This window comes from Neorhizobium sp. 2083, assembly GCF_031455615.1.
GTDB lineage: Bacteria > Pseudomonadota > Alphaproteobacteria > Rhizobiales > Rhizobiaceae > Neorhizobium.
The window spans coordinates 789,474-806,702 of record NZ_JAVDTC010000002.1 but is presented as its reverse complement, the minus strand read 5'-3'; the positions used below and the strand labels follow the sequence as shown (position 1 = coordinate 806,702).

Sequence of the window (17,229 nt, the reverse complement as noted above, 5' to 3'; positions counted from 1 at the left end):
TTAACAGGGGCTTACTGTTTGTCCGCCTGTGCCCTGGCGCGGGCGGCGTCCAGGATCGAGCGGACCTCGCGGGCGGCGGAATTTTCGATCGCGAAGGCTCCGTCCGGCAACAGGCCCGGATCCTCCTCGTTGTCCTTGAACGTCGCGTCGTCGCGCAATCGCCTGAGGAACGAGGTGATGGTGATTTCGCCGCCGATCATGGCCGACAGGAGTTCGATCATCAGTTCGCGATGTGCATTCAATCGGCCTTCCAGTTCCTGGGGTGTCAGCGTCGACATGGTTTCCTCCCTGTCCAGGTTTCGCATTCTCAAGGAGATAGCGGAGGCGCCGGCAGAGGGAACAATCGCGGCGACGGAAAGTTGATCCTCCAGCAGACACATGGAGGAAGACCATGGCAGAGTTCGCCAGACCGGGCGGCAGCCCCGATGAACGCGATGCGCGCGACCGGCTGATCCTCGCCCTCTACGCCCAGCTGAAAGCCGAACGGCAGACCCGCGAGGCGCTGGAATATGTCATCCGCAACGGCGCGTTGGCGCCTGAAGTGCTGGAAGCCATCGCCGCGGATCCGATTCCGGCCGCGAGCGCCGAAGATGTCGCGGCGGTCGAGAAGGTGATCGCGCTCGATGCGCATCGCCGGCAGGCCGCCTTTCGCAAGTTCAATGGAGAAGACCAGACATGAAGCGTCTCATCGGCGCTCTTTCGGCCGCGGCTCTCCTCAGTGCCTGCAGCGACAGCGGCGAGAAACAGAAGGATCCGATCAATAACACGCCGCCGTCGCAGTCCAACAACACGGCCCCCACGGATCGCAGCCCGTCGCCGCAAACCGGGACCGGCGGCCAGAGCCCGGCGACATCGCCGACCGGAACCGCAAACACCACACCCGGAAACCCGCCTCCGCCCGCATCGGGCAACCCGTAGGCTCGGGCGGCCCGCAGTTTATATGACTGTCCAGGGAACGAAATGCTGTGCCGCACCATTATGACGGCAGTCTTTCAACTGGGTGCCGCATGGATACGAAATCAACTCACTTTGTCATCGAGCCCGGCTCCTGGCTTCAGCTTGGAGCCAATTTTGACGGCGAGGGCGTCAATTTCGCGATTTTTTCGGCGCATGCGGAGCGCGTCGAGCTTTGTCTCTACGATCCGACCGGCAAGGTGGAGATCGCCAGGCTCGAACTTCCCGAATATACCCATGAGATCTGGCATGGCTATGTGCCGGGATTGAAGCCCGGCGCGCTCTACGGCTTCCGGGTGCATGGGCCCTACGACCCGGAAAACGGCCATCGTTTCAATCCGAACAAGCTGCTGATCGACCCCTATGCACGCGCATTCGCCGGCGATGTGGACTGGAACGAGGCGCATTTCGCCTACGACCTTCTGCACGAAGACAAGGACCTCACCTTCGACGAGCGCGACAGCGCGCCGTTCATGCCGAAATGCCGGGTGATCGATCCGAACGAGTTCGACTGGCAGGACCAGAACCGGCCTAATATCGCCTGGCCGGCGACGATCGTCTACGAGACACATGTGAAGGGTTTTACCCAGCTCAATCCAGGTATTCCCAAAGACCTGCGCGGCACGTTCGAGGGCATGGGGCACAAGGCCTCGGTCGAGTATATCAAGAGCCTCGGCATCACGTCCGTCGAGCTGATGCCGGTTCATTATTTTCCCGACGACCAGCACCTGCTCGACAAGGGCCTGCATAATTTCTGGGGCTACAACACGCTCGGCTTTTTCGCGCCCGCTTCCCGCTATTACGGCCCCAGAGGCATCCAGGGCTTTCGCGACATGGTGCGGTCGTTCCACGATGCCGGCATCGAGGTCATCCTCGACGTGGTCTACAACCACACGGCCGAGGGCAACGAGCTCGGGCCGACGCTCTCCTTCAAGGGCATCGACAATTTCTCCTACTATCGGACCATGCCGGACCAGCATCGCTACTATATCAACGACACCGGCACCGGGAACACGGTCAACACATCGCATCCGCGGGTGCTGCAGCTCGTCTTGGATTCGCTGCGCTACTGGACCGAGAGCATGCATGTCGACGGGTTCCGGTTCGACCTCGGCACGATCCTCGGACGCGAGCCGGAAGGTTTCGACCAGCGCGGCGGTTTCTTCGACGCGATCACCCAGGATCCGGTGCTTTCCCGGGTGAAGCTGATCGGCGAACCCTGGGATATCGGCCCCGGCGGTTACCAGGTCGGTGGTTTCCCGCCCGGCTGGGCCGAGTGGAACGACAAATACCGCGATACGGTGCGCGAATACTGGAAGGGCACCAATGTCTCGACGGATTTCGCCGCCCGCCTGCTCGGTTCCGGCGATCTCTACGACCAGCGCGGCCGCCGACCGTGGGCGAGCGTCAACTTCATCGCCGCCCATGACGGTTTTACGCTGAACGACCTCGTCTCCTATAACGAGAAGCACAACGAGGCGAATGGCGAGGACAATAACGACGGCCACAACGACAACCGCAGCTACAATTACGGCGCCGAGGGGCCGACCGAGGACGAGGGCATCAATGCGGTGCGTGATCGCCAGAAGCGCAATTTCCTCGCCACCCTGTTCTTCTCGCATGGCACGCCGATGCTGCTGGCCGGCGACGAGTTCGGCCGCAGCCAGATGGGCAACAACAACGGTTATTGCCAGGACAGCGAAATCTCCTGGGTGCATTGGGAAAACCTGCCGGAGAGCTGCGAGGAGCTTCGCGCGTTCACCCGCCAGATCATCAAGCTGCGCCAGGAACAGCCGCTGCTGCGCCGTGAGAACTGGCGCGACGGCCTGGACATCAAGTGGTTCAATGCCGGCGGCGGCTTCCAGACGCCCGAACAGTGGGACGAGGGGTCGACGCTCGGCCTCTATATCGGCCGGCCCGATCTCAAGGAGGAGGAGGGCATCTGGCACGACGTGCTGCTGCTTTTCAATCCTTTCGAGGGCAATGTCCCGTTCCGCATCCCGCAGTTCGGCGAGGGCGGGTGGGTGCTGGAACTCACCACCTCCGACCTTTCCAAGCGCGGTCTGGTGATCACCAAGGAAAAGGATTTCGAGCTCGAGGGCCGCAGCCTCGCATTGTTCCGGAGGCCGTGAGGCGGCCTCCTATTATCCCTCCCGTCACCATTAAAAAACCGGCCTTCGGGGCCGGTTTCTTTTCGTGCGCGTGGCGGGAGAAACTCAGAGCGTCGCGCGCCGGATGTCGGAGTTCGCCGAGGCGACATGGCCGGACTTGAGCGCCAGATTGGCATAGACGGCGGCATATTGCTGGGCGCTGCGCTCCCAGGAGAATTTCGCCTTCATGCCCTGGTTCTGCAGGCGTGCCCACATCTTCGGATCGGCATAGGCGTGCAATGCACGGCGAAGCGCCAGGCGCAGCCCGTCTGTCGTCACCGGATGGAACTGGAAACCGGTAGCGACGCGGGCGGACATGGCCGCGTCGTTTGCATCGATAATGGTCTCGGAGAGCCCGCCGGTGCGGGAAACGACCGGGACGCAGCCATAACGGAGCGCATAAAGCTGGGTCAGGCCGCAGGGTTCGAAACGCGACGGCTGCACGATCGCATCCGAGCCGCCATGGACCAGATGTGCGGTCGGCTCGTCATAGCCGAAATTGACGGCCATGCTGCCGGGAAACCGCGCTGCGGTTTCGGCCAGCGCCCGCTCGATCTCCCGATCGCCCTGACCGAAGACGATCACCTTGCCGCCGTGGCGAATGATCTCGTCCGCGGTGTCGGCGAACATGTCGAAGCCCTTCTGCCAGGTGAGCCGGCTGACGGCGGAAAACACGGGACCTTCCTGCGCCGGGTCCAGCCCGAATTTCCGGAGCAGGACGGCGCGGTTCTCGCGCTTGCGGCGCAACGTGCCGACGTCGTAGTTGCGCGGCAGGTGCGGGTCCGTCGACGGATCCCAGATATCGAGGTCGATGCCGTTGACGATGCCGCGCAGGACGGAGACGCGGGCGTTGAGGACCCCGTCCATGCCCATGCCGAAACGCGGCGTGAGGATCTCGCGCGCATAGGTCGGGCTGACGGTGGTGATCGCATCGACCGTCTGCAATCCACCTTTCAGGAAACTGATATCGCCGAAATATTCCATGCGGTTCATGGAATAGGCTTCGGGGGGCAGGCCGATACCCATCAGGACGCCGGCGGGATACTGGCCCTGGAAGGCGAGGTTGTGGATGGTCAGCACGACCGGCGTCATGCAGCCGCGTTCGCGCATGTAGACCGAGGTCAGTGCGGACTGCCAGTCGTGGGTGTGAACGAGGTCCGGGACCCAGCCGGGAAGCAGTCCATCGGCAATTTCGGCGGCGGCGAGGGAAAGTGCCGCGAACCGTTTCCAGTTATCGGCATGGTCTATGCCGTCTTCATCGACATAAGGGCCGCCCGGCCGATCGTAGAGAGCGGGTGCATCGAGGATGAAAAGGCTGAGGCCTTCGACCCGGGTATGGAGGAGCGCGGCCTTTTCGCCGAGCAGGCTGTCAAAGGTGACCAGCGGCATGGCGCTCTTCAGCTGCTGCATGACCTGCGGGTAGCCGGGGATCAGGGAGGTCGTTTCGATGCCGAGGGGGCTCAGCGCCTTGGGCAGGGAGCCCGTCACGTCTGCAAGGCCACCCGTCTTCACCAGGGGGAAGATTTCGGAGGTGACCGAAAGTATTCTCATTCCAGGAAGCCCCCGCATTCCATAGCCGGCATTAATCCCCTGTTTCGGCGCGCTCCGCTCATCTCGACGAAGGCCGTCGATCGGGACGTAAGCGTTCATCATGCGTGCCTCCGCCATCTGCCAATCTCACCCTCCAGAACGTTTCCGCCCTCGCCAACGTTCCCCCTCCGGGCAGAACCCTGGCCAAGTCCAGACGCAAAAGCCATTTCGATTTTTCCAGGACAAACAGACCCGCGGCCGCGACGAGGTCAGTCGCCGAGACCCATAACGACAATGATGAAGTTGGGTGGCCGGGCGGCGTCAAGCGCCAGCCGGAACCTTCTTGGAACGCTTCTTGGCCGGTTCCGCCGCTTCGGTCACGGCAGCGGCCGGTGCCTTGGAAGTTGTCTTTGCCTGGGAAGTCTTGGCCGCGGCCGCCTTCGGTGCCGGTTTGGCAGACGCAGCCTTCGCCGCCGGCTTGGCCGCTGTTGCCTTCGGAGGCTTCACCGCAGTCGCAGACTTGCCGCGCGACCCCGCCGCGGGCTTCTTCGAAGCGGTCGGCCCAAGCGTCGCATATTCAAGCTTGGCCTGTTCCCAATGCTCCCTGTCCTTGCCTGAGGGATAGCCTTCTTCTTCCCACAGGGCATAGGCCCGCTTTTTGATCCAGATTTCTTCGGATTCCGCCATTATTGTCTCCATTCGCCCAAGCGCCCAAACGTGCGCGGCGCAGAAAAGTTCCCTGGTAAAAACGAAAAATCGCAACTGGCTACGACGCAGCCATCACTCGAAAAAAACTTCCCCGGAGGCGGAACTTTTGCCTGTCGAATGTACTTATGGCCGCCGGGAAGGAGACACATCCAATGGGAAAATACTGCGATATCGTCCCACACGCAACAGGTTGGGTCTATGTCATAGACGGCCTTCAGTCTGCGTCTTATTACCACACCTACGAACTTGCCATGGAAGCCGCCAAGGCTCATGTGGCGCGTGAGCGTAGCGGACGGGTCGAGATTTTCCGCCGACAGGCGCTGAACGGCGAAATGTTGCCCGTTCCACCGCTCGGAGGAACGTCAGACACCTCGATTTTGAGACGATCTTTCCCGGCTTGAGGAGGCCGGGAAAGGGAGGAAAAGCCCGGCTTCGGCCGGGCTTTTTCGTATCGATTTCCGTACCGCGGGGGCAAAGAAAGGGCGCGACCGAAGCCGCACCCTTGCCGATGTTCGATGTCAGGCGGCCTTCTGGGCGGCCGTGTTGACGGCTGTCTTGGCAAGACCCGTCAGCGCCTCGTCGGTCTTGCTTTCCTCGGCGAGCGTCTGTTCGAGGAGGGTTACCGCCTCCCGGTGGCCAAGCTGCTGGGCCCAGGCGCGCAGGGTGCCGTAGCGGCTGATCTCGTAGTGTTCGACGGCCTGGGCCGCGGCGAGCAGGCCCGCATCGAGGGCCGGAGTCCCCTTGAATTCGTCCAGGATTTCCTCGCCTTCTTCGATGATGCCGTCGATCGCGGGGCAGGTCTTGCCCTGGGCCCGCTTGCCGATGATCTCGAAAACCTGCTTCAGGCGATCGATCTGGCCTTCGGTTTCTTCCTTGTGCTTCTCGAATGCTGCCTTGAGCTTCGGATCCTGTGCGCCGCGCGCCATCTTCGGCAGCGCCTTCACGATCTGGCGTTCGGCGTAATAGATGTCCTTGAGGGTTTCATGAAAAAGGTCATCGAGGGTCTTGCTGGCCATTTGTCTCTCTCCTTGTTGATGGTGTTATGGCAAGGGATTGCGAGGCACCTAACGAGCAGGCGCCTCGCAGGTTCCACGGGCATCAGTGCCTTTCGGGCGCGATCCGAAGATTGTTGCGGCAAGCGGTGACACCTTCGATGTCGAGGACGGTTTCCTCGGCCCGGGTCTTGTCGGCGAAGTGCGCCACGTAACCTTCCAGGGTCACCTCGCCGTTCTCCACCACGACCGACATGTTGGTCGGGTCGAGAAAGGCGTCCTGCATCAGTTGCTCATTGACATCCTGTGCGATCAGGTCGTCGGGACGGTTGTAACCGTCCGGTCCCTTGCCGATCTGCTTTTCCTGCTCCGGTCCCTCGGCGAAGATATCGGCTTCACCCTGAAGATAACCGCTCGGGCGGCTTTCCGCCGGGCCCTCCCACCGAGGCCATTGCGAGGTCTCGCCGGGACGGCCAGCTTTCGGCTGCTCATTCTTCATCGGCTTTCTCCTTCTCAGGGGGCATGATCGCCCGCAGCGGAGAAACCCATGGTTGCCGGAAAAGTTCCGCGCAATTTGATGGAACCGGAACGCGCGAGCCACGTTTAGCTCTCCAACTAGAAAAGTGCTTACGACGGGAGAGAGACATGCAGGACAGGCTGAAGATCTATCGGCTGGTGCCGACAGCCGCGCCGAACGATCCGAACTGGCAGAATTCGCCCGCGCATGGCGAAGTGGTGGTCAGGGCAAAGACCGCCGGCGATGCGCGGCTGGTGGCGAGCCAGGCGGAACTGGATTTCACGGAAATCGACGCCGCGCCCTCGGAGGGCAACTCGACCGAGATGGCAAGCGCCTTCCGCAGCGACAAGCTCTATACGGTGATCGAGGACAGCAGCGGCAGGTTTGCGCCGAATGGGCCGCGGGGCGTGATCGGGGGGCGCGTGCGCACCGACAACCTGATTTCAACCCAGCTCTGACAGGCGCGCCGCGTCAGCCCGTATGGCGGTCGTCGATCTTTTCGTTCAGCGCCTTTTGCAGGTCACGCGCCAGTTGGAGCAGACGATCAGGAACGTCTTCCTTTTCAATTTCGGTCAGAAGAACCGAGACCTGACGGCTGACCCGCCGCCCCATCCTGATGTCCTCTTCCGCAACCGGAGTGTTCTGTTTCGCCATCCCGACCTCTGACACGTCCACATCGGAATACCCGATGTCGCAACCATATCCGCCCACGACAACCCTATATCAGCTCCCAATACATCAACAGGGTCGATCTCGGATATCCCGAAAAAGTCACAGAGGAAAAATGAAATAAGGCGACTTCCTATCCGGAAGCCGCCCTTTTTGTTCCAGCGATTTTAAAAAATGTTAATGCCGGGGCGGTTTGGGCGTACCGGAGGGAATGGACGTCACGGTGCTCGACACCGGATCGCTTGCCGGAAACGTGTCTTCCAGGCCTTCGTTGAGCTGTTCATCCAATTCCTTCTTTTCGCCGCGCTCGCGAGCCGAGAGCTCGGCCTTCTTGTTCAAGTCTTTCTGCGCAGAGTTCGAGATATTGTTGACGCTCATCTGATTGGCTCCTGGCTTGTCTGATCCGGAAAACGGTTTGGATCGCGCGTTTGTTCCGGAACCAAGCGAAGGGAGCGCGGGTTATCGCCAAACGAAGGAGTTGCCCGTGGCGCCGCGCGTATTCTGGAAAGGTTATCTGAAGCTCTCGCTCGTCACCTGCCGGGTGACGATGACCCCTGCCGTTTCCGAAGGCGCAAAGGTTCGCTTCCACAACATCAACCGCAAGACCAACAATCGCGTCCTCAGCCATTATGTGGATGCGCAGACAGGCGAGGCGGTCGAGGACGAGGATCAGGTCAAGGGTTATCCGAAGGGCGAGGACGATTACGTGCTCCTCGAAGACGAGGAAATCGAGGATGTCGGGCTCGAAAGCACCCGCACCATCGATATCGAGACCTTCGTGCCGTCAGGGTCGATCGGCTGGGTCTGGTATGACCGGCCGCATTATCTGGCGCCTGACGACGAGGTGAGCGCGGAAGCCTTTGCCGTCATCCGCGAGGCGATGGAAAAGACCAATACCGGTGGCATCGCCCGGCTTGTCATGTATCGCCGCGAGCGGGCCGTTCTCCTCCTGCCGAAGGACAAGGGAATTGTCGTCTGGACGCTGCGTTATGGCGACGAAGTGCGCGACGCGGCGGAATACGCCGGCGACAGGCCCGGGGAGAAGATCGACGCCAAACATCTGGCGATGATGAAGAAGATCATCGACGAGCGCACCCGGGCCTGGAAGCCTTCCATGGCGGACGACCCGGTCCAGGACCGGCTTCTCGAAATCATCGCCGAGCGCAAGAAGAGCCGCAAGACGAAGAAGAGGGTCGAGGAAAAGGCGCCGGAGCGCAGCAGCAACGTGATCGACATCACCGCCGCGCTGAAGAAGAGCCTGGAAGCCGAGCGGAAGGGGCGGACGTGATTACCCTCCGCTGGGAGAATTTTATGGCCGGGAGACGGCGATGCAGCAGACTCCCCATGCCCGCTGAGGCAGGGTAATTCGCATATGAGAGGTGAGGCGGCGCGGCATTCTTAACCCTCCCCCTTGTGGGGAGGGTGGCCGGCAGGCGGGAGGGGTTTTTATACTGGATCAAGACCCCTCCCCAACCCCTCCCCACAAGGGGGAGGGGCTCCACGCACCGTCGCGAGTCCCATATGCCATAGCCCTTTCCCGCAATTGGGGAGGGTTAAGAATGCCGCCCCGCCCGCATCCCATATCGGCATGCCGCGCGGTCTCGCCTCAGCCGCTACCGTTTCTTCTTCACCTTGAACTCGATCACCGCTTCCGCCTTGCGAAAATCTCCCCAGGGATCCTTCGTCTGCTGGGCGATGCGGGCCGGGGCGTTGATGACGGTGAAATAATTGGGCCCGATCGCGCCGCCGAGTTCGTCCCATTCGACCGGCATGGAGACCGGCGCGCCGGGACGGGCGCGGGTGGAATAAGGGGCGACCGCCGTGTTGCCGCGGCCGTTGCGCAGGTAGTCGATGAGGATCTTGCCCTTGCGTTTCGACTTGGTGATAGTCGAGATGTATCTGTCGGGGTCGTCGCCGGCCATACCGTCGGCGAGCGCCTTCATGGCCGCCTTCACCTCCGGCCATTCCGCCTTGGGTTTGACGGGGGCGACGACATGCAGGCCCTTGCCGCCGGAAGTCTTGACGAAGGCGACAAGGCCCATGTCCTCGAAGCGGCGCTTCACCTCATGGGCGGCTGCGATGATATCGGTCCATGACACGCCTTCGCCGGGGTCGAGGTCGATATTGACCATGTCCGGCTTTTCCCAGTCGTCCAGGGTGGAGCCCCAGGGGTGGATTTCGAGCGTCGCGCCCTGAACGAGGCCGAGCAGCCCGTCGAGGTCGCGGATGGTGATGTCCTCTTCCGCCGGATCGGCGGGGTCCTTCACCAGCACGGCACTCTTGGTCATGCCCTTCCAGCCGTGTTTCTGGAAAAAGAGCTGGCTGCCGATGCCGTCGGGCCCGCGCAGAAGCGCCAGCGGGCGGTTGACGACGAAGGGCGCCATCAGCCGCCAGACTTCGGTGTAATAATCCGCAAGCCCGGCCTTGGTCACCCCTGCATCCGGCCAGTAGACCCGGTCGGGATGGGTCAGATTGACTGTCCGTTTCGGCGGCTTCGGTTGTTCCGTTGCGTTCACAGGTCCGCCCTCCCGGACGATCTCCTTCGGGTCCTTGTCTTCGCGCAGGCCACGGAAGGCGGCATGGCGGATATGCGCATCCGCCGTCCAGCCGCGGAACTCCACTTCCGCGACCAGTTCGGGCCTTACGAAAACGACGTCCTTCTTTTCCACCCCGGCGAGCTTTTCGTCAAACGGGCTTTCGTCGGCGCTCATCCCGCTGAGGCGTTTGAAGAGCGATTGCGCCACGACGTTCGAATAACCGGTGCCGACACGGCCGGCGTGGCGCAGCTTTCCCTTGTCGTAATATCCCATGACCAGCGAACCGATCGCCGTCCTGGAAACGGAGGAGGGGACAAAACCCGCGATCACGAATTCCTGTCGTGCCGAACATTTCGACTTCACCCAGTCGCGGCCGCGACCGGGGCGATAGGGCGCGTCCGATATCTTGGAGATGATGCCTTCGAGGCTGAGCCGGCAGGCATGTTTCAGCACAAGCCCGCCCTCGTCGCTGAAATGCGTGCTGTAGCGCAAGGCCGGGCCGCTGCCGGCCAGCAGCCTTTCGAGCGCCTCCTTGCGCTTCAACAGCGTTGCACCGGTCAGGTCGTAGCCGTCGAGATGCAGCAGGTCGAAGGCGTAGAAGGTGAACCGGTCGTCCCGGCCGTCGCTGAGATCCTGCTGCAGAAGGGAAAAATCGGTGGCGCCGGAACCCGCCTCGACCGCCACTTCGCCATCGATGATCGCGCCTGAAACCGAAAGCTTTTCGAATTCCGCGACGATCTCCTCGCCGAACTTGTGCGTCCAGTCGAGGCCGGTCCGGGTCAGCAGCTTCACCTTGCCGCCTTCGACATTCGCCTGCAGGCGATAACCGTCAAGCTTGATCTCGTGGACCCAGCGCTTGCCGGACGGCGCGCCCTTTACCAGCGTCGCAAGCTGCGGCTCGACGAAATCCGGAAGCTCGGCTTTTTTCGCGCCCTTGATCTTCGCAGGCGAAAGGCCGCTCCCTTCGGGCTCCGGCGGCCTTGCCTTGGCGTCCGACTTGCGTTTGGGCGCGGACGGATTGCGGCCCCAGATTTCGTCCAGCGTCTTGCCTGATTTCACCGAGAGCGGCATTTCGTCGAGAATGTCCGTGTCGCCCTCGGCGCGGGCGAATTCGTCGTCGCCCTTGACCAGCAGCCAGTTTTCGCGCTTCTCGCCTTGCTTCTGGCCCATGCGGATCAGGTGCCAGCGGCCTTCCAGCTTCTCGCCCTTCAGCTCGAATTCCATATGGCCCTTCTTATAGGCCTTGTGGGGATCGCCGATCGGTTCCCAGGTGCCGCGATCCCAGAGCATGACCGCACCGGCGCCGTAGTTGCCCTCCGGGATCATGCCTTCGAAACCGCCGTAATCCAGCGGGTGGTCTTCCACATGCACCGCCAGCCGCTTTTCGCCGGGCACGAAACTCGGGCCGCGGGTGACGGCCCAGCTTTTCAGGACGCCATCCATCTCCAGCCGGAAATCGTAATGAAGGCGGGTCGCATCGTGTTTCTGGATCACGAAGCTGTTGCCGCTCGCCTTGGCCTTGCGGCCGCGGGGCTCGGGAGAGGCCTTGAAGTTCCGTTTCTGGTTGTAGGTTTCGAGCGCCATGGTCAGCTCGCCTTTCTCTGCGGGGCGGCAGTCTTACGAGATACGGTTTTCCCGGCGGGCTTTTTCGGCGCGGCCTTCTTGCCGCCGCCGGCGCTCTGACGCAGCGCCTCGATGAGGCTCGAAACCTTCTTCGGTTCCGGCTTCGGTTTCTTCCTGAGCTTGCGGCCCTCGATCTTCGCCTTGACCAGTTCGGCGAGCGCCGCCTCGTAGCGGTCGTCGAACTCGGAGGGGTCGAACTTGCCGCGCTTGGTATCGATGATGTGCTCGGCGAGCTCGAGCATCTCGCCTTCGATCTTGAAGCTCTTGATGTCGGAGAAGATCTCCTTCGCCGGCCGGACCTCGTATTCGTAGTTCAGCGTGCTGGCGATCAGGCCGGTCTCGCTCGGGCGGATCAGCAGCGTCCGCAGGCGCCGGAACAGCACGGTGCGGGCAAGTGCCGCGACGTTCTTCTCGGTCAGTCCCTTTCGGATCAGCTCGAACACTTCGGCGGCCGGTTTGTCGGCCGGAGCAAGGTAATAGGGACGATCGATAAAGATGGTGTCGACGCCATCGCAGGGGATGAAGGTTTCGAGCTCGAGGGTCTTGTCGCTTTCAGGGACCGCTGCCTTCACTTCGTTCGGCTCCAGAAAGACGTATTGACCGCTCGAAACCTCGTAACCCTTGACGATGTCCTCGCTTTCGACCGGCCGGCCGGTATCGGCATCGACCATCTGGCGATGCACCCGGTTGCCCGTCTCCCGATTGATGATGTGAAAGCTGACGCGGTCGGACGTCGAGGCGGCCGTATAGAGCGCCACCGGGCAGCTCAGTTCTCCGACCTTCAGATAGCCTTTCCAGTTTGCGCGCGGCGCCATATCCGAACTCCCGGCAGAACTCCCGTGAAAGTGCTATCAACAGGCCTGCCGGTCTGTTTGTTCCGCAAGCGGCAGGGGTTTCCGCCACGAAGATGAACAGGGCATTCATCTTGGCGGAACCAAATGCATAAGGCGTGCGTTTGCCCCCGTCATTCCAGCCATGAAGACTTCGGAGAGGTAGGCAACGGTGTCTGAATCACAGTTGAATGGTGATCCTGCACGTGCAGACATAGTAAGGCTTATTCCGGCTCTCCGCGCATTTGCCCGTACTTTCTGCCGCAATCCCAGCGATGCGGACGACCTGGTGCAGGAGACGCTGATGAAGGCGCTTGCCAATCTCGACAAGTTCGAGCCGGGCACGAAGCTGAAAAGCTGGCTTTTCACCATCATGCGCAACACGTTCTACACACGTGCCAAGGTATTGGGACGCGAGGCGCCGGGGATAGAGGAGAACGTTTCCGGCGATACGCCGGTTGCAGCCAGCCAGGAGATGGCGGCGAGAGCCCGCGAGGTCCAGCGGGCGCTCGAAAAACTCCCCCCGCACTACCGTGAAGTGCTGACGCTGGTCGCCATTCTCGGGGAAAGTTACGAGGCGACGGCGGAGATCTGCGATTGCGCGGTCGGCACGGTGAAAAGCCGCCTCAACCGAGCGCGGCATCAAATTCTGCAGGAATTGGGAGAAGAAACGAACTGAGCTGCCGTAATAACCACGACAGCTCTCGTTCCATTGGAGGTCGTCATGAAATTCACTTTGGTCGCGGCGGTGATCGTCCTGGTGACGATCGCCCCGGTTTTCGCGTTCATCTAGCCGGTCAGGCCGGCTCCTGGTCCAGATCCGGGTAATGCCGGAATATGCCCGACTCGTTGAAGGCGAGCCGGCGCTTCGACTTGAGATAGGCTTCGATATTCTTGCGTTTGGCGACCGCGTCGCGGAGCCTGGCGACGCCCGGGTAATCCTTGTCGAAATTTTTCATCGCGCGCGGGAAGGCATAGGCGAGGCCTTCGGCGAGCTGAAAGAGCGACAGGTCGACATAGGTCAGGCCATCGCCGACCGCGTGGCCGCTTTTCGCCGGATTGGCCGCGATGATGCGTTCGAAATAACCGATGAACTTCGGCACCCGATGTTTCAGGAAGGCTTTCGAGCGGGCCCTGGCTTCCTGCTTCTGATCTTCGTAATAGTCTCCGGTGCTGATCGGGTGATGCGTGTCGTGCACTTCGGTGATGAAATCGGTGATCGTCAATTGCAGTCCATGGGCGAAGATGCGGGATTTTTCGTCCTTCGGCACCAGGCCCAGCTTCGGCCCGAGATAGTTGAGGATATTGGCGACATGCGAGACGATCAGCTCGCCATCCTTGAGAAAGGGCGGTGCAAACGGCATCTCGTAGCCGTGCTTGCCGTGAATATAGTCCATCATACTGGGCGTACCGCGCTCGCCGCGGGCAACATCCACGTAATCGGCTCCCGCTTCTTCCAGCGCCAGCCGCACGAATTCTCCGCGGCCCTGGAGGCCGTCCCAATAATAAAGCTCGTAGGTCATCTTCACTCCAGAAATTCTGCGATCTTTCTCAGGTCATCGACGAAGCGGGCCCGTTTGCGCTCCGCGTCCGGCCGATCCAGCGTCCTCAGCAACGCCGAAGGGTGGATGGTCACCAGCACCGGCGGGCCGTCGGGCGAGGGCATCACGGTGCCGCGGTCGCGGGTCACCTTTGCCTGCCGGCCAAGCAATGCATAAAGCGCGGTTGCGCCGAGCGCCACCGCGAGTTTCGGTTTGACGAGACGCAGCTCCGCCGCCAGCCACCAGGCGCAGGCCTGGACCTCGCCGGCATTGGGTTTGGCATGGATGCGCCGCTTGCCGCGTGGCGTGAACTTGAAATGCTTCACCGCATTGGTGACGTAGCAGATGTCCCGCTCGATGCCGGCTTCTTCCAGGCAGCGGTCGAGAAGCTTTCCCGCCGGACCGATGAAAGGTCTGCCGGCCAGATCCTCCTTGTCGCCCGGCTGCTCGCCCACGAACAGCACTTTCACCCTCGCAGGGCCTTCGCCGAACACGAGATGCGTTGCGTTCCTATAGAGGTCGCAGCGCGTGCAGCTTTTCGCGTCCCGCATCACATCCGGCAGTCTGTCGCCTTCCGCGCCGGGTGTTTCGAAGGCTGGGCCTTTGCGCGATGTCAGCATTCTTGCGACTCCTCGTGGAAAGTCCAGAACCAGCGTGGTCGTGTGACGGTTCCGTTAAATCTGCATCGCAGGAACACAAGCCGGAACTTTTGCATCGAGGGTGTGTTGAAGGCTCGGGGTGCCGGGAGGTTTCGCGTACGGGATTTTCAGGTCGGACAGGATTTTGAACATGGCTATCAGGATTACCGCGATCCTTTTCACGTTGATCGGGGTGGCGCTGGCCATCGGCGGCGGGCAGCTGCTGCTGCTCGGAGGCAGCGCCTATTACATCATATGCGGTCTCGGCTTCGTGCTGACCGCCATCCTGCTTTTCCTCAGGAATGCGATGGCGCTCAGGGTCTATGCGGTGATCGTATTGGCGTCGCTCGCCTGGGCGATCTGGGAAGTGGGGCTCGACTGGTGGCAGCTCGGCCCGCGCGGCGGGCTGATCATCCTCCTCGGCCTCTGGCTCCTGACGCCCCGGATCCGCACCCCCCTCGGCTTCGCGAGCCCGACCGGCATGCGCTACGGAGCCAGTGCCCTGCCGCTTAGCATTTCGCTGATGATCGCGATCGTGGTTGCCATCGTGTCGATGTTCCTCGATCCGCTCGACCGGAGCGGCGAACTTCCGACACAGTCCGTCGCCGCCGCTCCGCCGATGGGCGGCAACGTGCCGCCGGGCGAATGGCACCAGTACGGCCGCACGCCCTACGGTCAGCGTTATTCGCCGCTCGACCAGATCAAGGTCGATAACGTCGCCAGGCTCACCGAAGTCTGGCGTTACCAGACCGGCGACGTGAAGCGGCCGGACGATGTCGGGGAGACCACCTATCAGGTGACGCCGCTGAAGGTCGGCAATTCGCTCTATCTCTGCACGCCGCACAATCTCGCCATCGCGCTCGATGCGACGACCGGCAAGCAGAAGTGGAAATACGACCCGCATTCCGGCATGAACCCGGACCGCCAGCACCAGACCTGCCGCGGCGTCAGTTACTATAAGGATCAAGCGGCCGCCGCCGGCAGCCCTTGCGCGGAACGCGTTTACCTTCCGACCTCGGATGCGCGGCTGATCGCGCTCGATGCCGCGAACGGACAGGTCTGCACCTCCTTCGCCGACAACGGAACCCTGCAGCTCACCAGCGGCATGCAGTACAATCCGGCCGGTTATTATTATTCGACCTCGCCGCCGGCGATCGCCGGCAACAAGATCATCATCGGCGGGGCGGTCAACGACAACTATTCCACCCAGTCGCAATCCGGCGTCATCCGCGCCTTTGACGTCAACACGGGAAAACTGATCTGGAACTGGGATTCCGGCAATCCGAGCCAGACCCAGCCGCTGCCGCCGGGCCAGACCTACACGACCAATTCGCCGAACAGCTGGTCGGTATTCAGCGTCGACGAGGAACTCGGGCTTGTCTATATCCCGCTCGGCAACCAGGTACCCGACCAGCTCGGCATGGGCCGCAGCGACAATGTCGAGAAATATTCCTCGTCGATCGTCGCGCTCGACCTCAATACCGGCGCCGACCGTTGGGTTCGCCAGACGGTGCATCACGATCTCTGGGACATGGATGTCCCGGCCCAACCGGTCCTCCTCAACATCACCAGACCGGACAACACGGTGGTGCCGGCGCTGGTCGGCCCGACCAAGCAGGGCGATATCTACGTGCTCGACCGGCGCACCGGCGAGCCGATCATTCCGGTGACCGAGGAGCCCGCACCGGCGGGAGCTATCCCGGAAGACCGCACGGCGCCGACGCAGCCCACCTCGGCTCTGACATTCAAGCCGAGGCCGCTCGAAGAACGGGACATGTGGGGCATTACCATGTTCGACCAGATGGTCTGCCGCATCCGGTATCACGAATACAATTATCTCGGCCGCTACACGCCGCCGTCGCTCAAGGGCACGATCGTCTATCCGGGCAATTTCGGCACGTTCAACTGGGGCAGCGTCGCGGTGGATCCGGAACGGCAGGTGATGTTCGGCATGCCGACCTATCTCGCTTTCACCTCCAGGCTGGTGCCGCGCACGGACATTCCGCCGAAGAGCCAGGACCAGAAGGGCAGCGAACAGGGCCTCAACCGCAATGAAGGCGCGCCCTACGGCGTCTATATGGGGCCATTCCTCGGGCCGCTGCAGATCCCGTGCCAGGCACCGCCATGGGGTTATGTCTCGGGCGTCGACCTGAGGACAGGCCAGACCGCCTACAAGCACCGCAACGGTACCGTCTACGACATGACGCCGCTGCCGCTGCCCTTCAAGGTCGGGGTGCCCGGCATCGGCGGACCGATGATCACCAAGGGCGGTCTCGCGTTCCTCGGTGCCGCGGTCGACAACTATCTTCGTGCGTACGACCTTACCAATGGCAAGGAGCTGTGGAAGGCGCGGCTCCCGGCCGGCGGCCAGGCGACGCCGATGACCTACGCGGTCGATGACGGCCGCCAGTTCGTGGTGATGGTGGCCGGCGGCCACGGCTCGGTCGGCACCAAGCCCGGCGATTACGTGATCGCCTATGCGCTGCCGCGATAGGCATAGCTCAACGGAAAAGGTCCGGGCGTTGTGCGTCCGGACCTTC

19 protein-coding genes are annotated in these 17,229 nt (G+C 62.1%); 8 read left to right on the top strand and 11 right to left on the bottom strand.

Features of this window, described 5'->3' with window-relative positions; all coding sequences use genetic code 11:
- Positions 1-11: 11 nt before the first annotated feature.
- A complete protein-coding gene (locus J2X76_RS12145; protein ID WP_113127892.1) occupies positions 12-278 on the bottom strand; it encodes a hypothetical protein in 267 nt (88 codons plus the stop codon).
- Positions 279-391: 113 nt separating this feature from the next.
- On the opposite strand from J2X76_RS12145, the gene J2X76_RS12140 reads away from it, so the two are divergent.
- The 3 genes from J2X76_RS12140 (at position 392) to glgX (ending at position 3,086) form a co-directional block, all read left to right on the top strand.
- The gene (locus J2X76_RS12140; protein WP_113127891.1) at positions 392-679 is read left to right on the top strand and encodes a hypothetical protein; all 288 of its coding nucleotides are present in this window, start codon (positions 392-394) and stop codon (positions 677-679) included.
- A complete protein-coding gene (locus J2X76_RS12135; RefSeq protein WP_310216251.1) occupies positions 676-918 on the top strand; it encodes a hypothetical protein in 243 nt (80 codons plus the stop codon). Before J2X76_RS12140 ends, J2X76_RS12135 begins: the two co-directional genes overlap by 4 nt.
- Before the next feature lie 89 nt (positions 919-1,007).
- Positions 1,008-3,086, top strand: a complete 2,079-nt coding sequence (gene glgX / locus J2X76_RS12130; protein ID WP_310216249.1) for a glycogen debranching protein GlgX — start codon at positions 1,008-1,010, stop codon at positions 3,084-3,086.
- Between the two features lie 84 nt (positions 3,087-3,170).
- Here the strand turns inward: glgX and glgA are convergent, their stop codons facing one another.
- Both glgA and J2X76_RS12120 read right to left on the bottom strand, forming a co-directional pair.
- Positions 3,171-4,655, bottom strand: coding sequence for a glycogen synthase GlgA (gene glgA / locus J2X76_RS12125; protein WP_162732236.1), 1,485 nt, complete (start codon positions 4,653-4,655; stop codon positions 3,171-3,173).
- A 300-nt stretch (positions 4,656-4,955) separates the two neighbouring features.
- The gene (locus J2X76_RS12120; protein ID WP_113127888.1) at positions 4,956-5,321 is read right to left on the bottom strand and encodes a DUF2934 domain-containing protein; all 366 of its coding nucleotides are present in this window, start codon (positions 5,319-5,321) and stop codon (positions 4,956-4,958) included.
- A gap of 173 nt (positions 5,322-5,494) precedes the next feature.
- Here J2X76_RS12120 and J2X76_RS12115 point away from each other — a divergent pair, with 173 nt between their 5' ends.
- Positions 5,495-5,743 (top strand): hypothetical protein, encoded by a 249-nt coding sequence (locus J2X76_RS12115; protein ID WP_162736310.1) that lies wholly within the window; start codon positions 5,495-5,497, stop codon positions 5,741-5,743.
- 117 nt (positions 5,744-5,860) lie between these two features.
- Here the strand turns inward: J2X76_RS12115 and J2X76_RS12110 are convergent, their stop codons facing one another.
- Together J2X76_RS12110 and J2X76_RS12105 are read right to left on the bottom strand one after the other, a co-directional pair.
- On the bottom strand, positions 5,861-6,358 hold the full coding sequence (locus J2X76_RS12110; protein WP_113127887.1) for a ferritin-like domain-containing protein: 498 nt from the start codon (positions 6,356-6,358) through the stop codon (positions 5,861-5,863).
- 82 nt (positions 6,359-6,440) lie between these two features.
- Positions 6,441-6,833, bottom strand: a complete 393-nt coding sequence (locus J2X76_RS12105; RefSeq protein ID WP_310216244.1) for a BON domain-containing protein — start codon at positions 6,831-6,833, stop codon at positions 6,441-6,443.
- A 146-nt stretch (positions 6,834-6,979) separates the two neighbouring features.
- Here J2X76_RS12105 and J2X76_RS12100 point away from each other — a divergent pair, with 146 nt between their 5' ends.
- Positions 6,980-7,309 carry a hypothetical protein gene (locus J2X76_RS12100; protein ID WP_113127885.1) on the top strand — a complete coding sequence of 110 codons (330 nt, stop codon included), beginning with the start codon at positions 6,980-6,982 and terminating at the stop codon, positions 7,307-7,309.
- 13 nt (positions 7,310-7,322) lie between these two features.
- On the opposite strand, the gene J2X76_RS12095 is transcribed toward J2X76_RS12100, so the two are convergent.
- Together J2X76_RS12095 and J2X76_RS12090 are read right to left on the bottom strand one after the other, a co-directional pair.
- Complete coding sequence (locus J2X76_RS12095; protein ID WP_113127884.1) at positions 7,323-7,505, bottom strand: hypothetical protein; 183 nt, start codon at positions 7,503-7,505, stop codon at positions 7,323-7,325.
- Positions 7,506-7,697: 192 nt separating this feature from the next.
- Entirely contained in the window at positions 7,698-7,898 is a 201-nt protein-coding gene (locus J2X76_RS12090) for a hypothetical protein (RefSeq protein WP_113127883.1), read from the bottom strand.
- A 106-nt stretch (positions 7,899-8,004) separates the two neighbouring features.
- Here J2X76_RS12090 and J2X76_RS12085 point away from each other — a divergent pair, with 106 nt between their 5' ends.
- The gene (locus tag J2X76_RS12085) at positions 8,005-8,808 is read left to right on the top strand and encodes a Ku protein (protein WP_310216239.1); all 804 of its coding nucleotides are present in this window, start codon (positions 8,005-8,007) and stop codon (positions 8,806-8,808) included.
- Positions 8,809-9,133: 325 nt separating this feature from the next.
- Here J2X76_RS12085 and ligD read toward each other — a convergent pair whose 3' ends face one another.
- Both ligD and J2X76_RS12075 read right to left on the bottom strand, forming a co-directional pair.
- Positions 9,134-11,641 (bottom strand): DNA ligase D, encoded by a 2,508-nt coding sequence (ligD, locus tag J2X76_RS12080; RefSeq protein WP_310216237.1) that lies wholly within the window; start codon positions 11,639-11,641, stop codon positions 9,134-9,136.
- A gap of 2 nt (positions 11,642-11,643) precedes the next feature.
- Positions 11,644-12,495 (bottom strand): Ku protein, encoded by an 852-nt coding sequence (locus J2X76_RS12075; RefSeq protein ID WP_310216235.1) that lies wholly within the window; start codon positions 12,493-12,495, stop codon positions 11,644-11,646.
- A 187-nt stretch (positions 12,496-12,682) separates the two neighbouring features.
- Here J2X76_RS12075 and J2X76_RS12070 point away from each other — a divergent pair, with 187 nt between their 5' ends.
- Positions 12,683-13,189, top strand: a complete 507-nt coding sequence (locus J2X76_RS12070) for a sigma-70 family RNA polymerase sigma factor (RefSeq protein WP_310216233.1) — start codon at positions 12,683-12,685, stop codon at positions 13,187-13,189.
- A 118-nt stretch (positions 13,190-13,307) separates the two neighbouring features.
- On the opposite strand, the gene J2X76_RS12065 is transcribed toward J2X76_RS12070, so the two are convergent.
- Entirely contained in the window at positions 13,308-14,033 is a 726-nt protein-coding gene (locus J2X76_RS12065; RefSeq protein ID WP_310216231.1) for a glutathione S-transferase, read from the bottom strand.
- A gap of 2 nt (positions 14,034-14,035) precedes the next feature.
- The gene (locus tag J2X76_RS12060) at positions 14,036-14,671 is read right to left on the bottom strand and encodes a UdgX family uracil-DNA binding protein (RefSeq protein ID WP_310216228.1); all 636 of its coding nucleotides are present in this window, start codon (positions 14,669-14,671) and stop codon (positions 14,036-14,038) included.
- Between the two features lie 169 nt (positions 14,672-14,840).
- On the opposite strand from J2X76_RS12060, the gene J2X76_RS12055 reads away from it, so the two are divergent.
- On the top strand, positions 14,841-17,183 hold the full coding sequence (locus J2X76_RS12055) for a glucose/quinate/shikimate family membrane-bound PQQ-dependent dehydrogenase (protein ID WP_310216225.1): 2,343 nt from the start codon (positions 14,841-14,843) through the stop codon (positions 17,181-17,183).
- Positions 17,184-17,229: the final 46 nt, after the last annotated feature.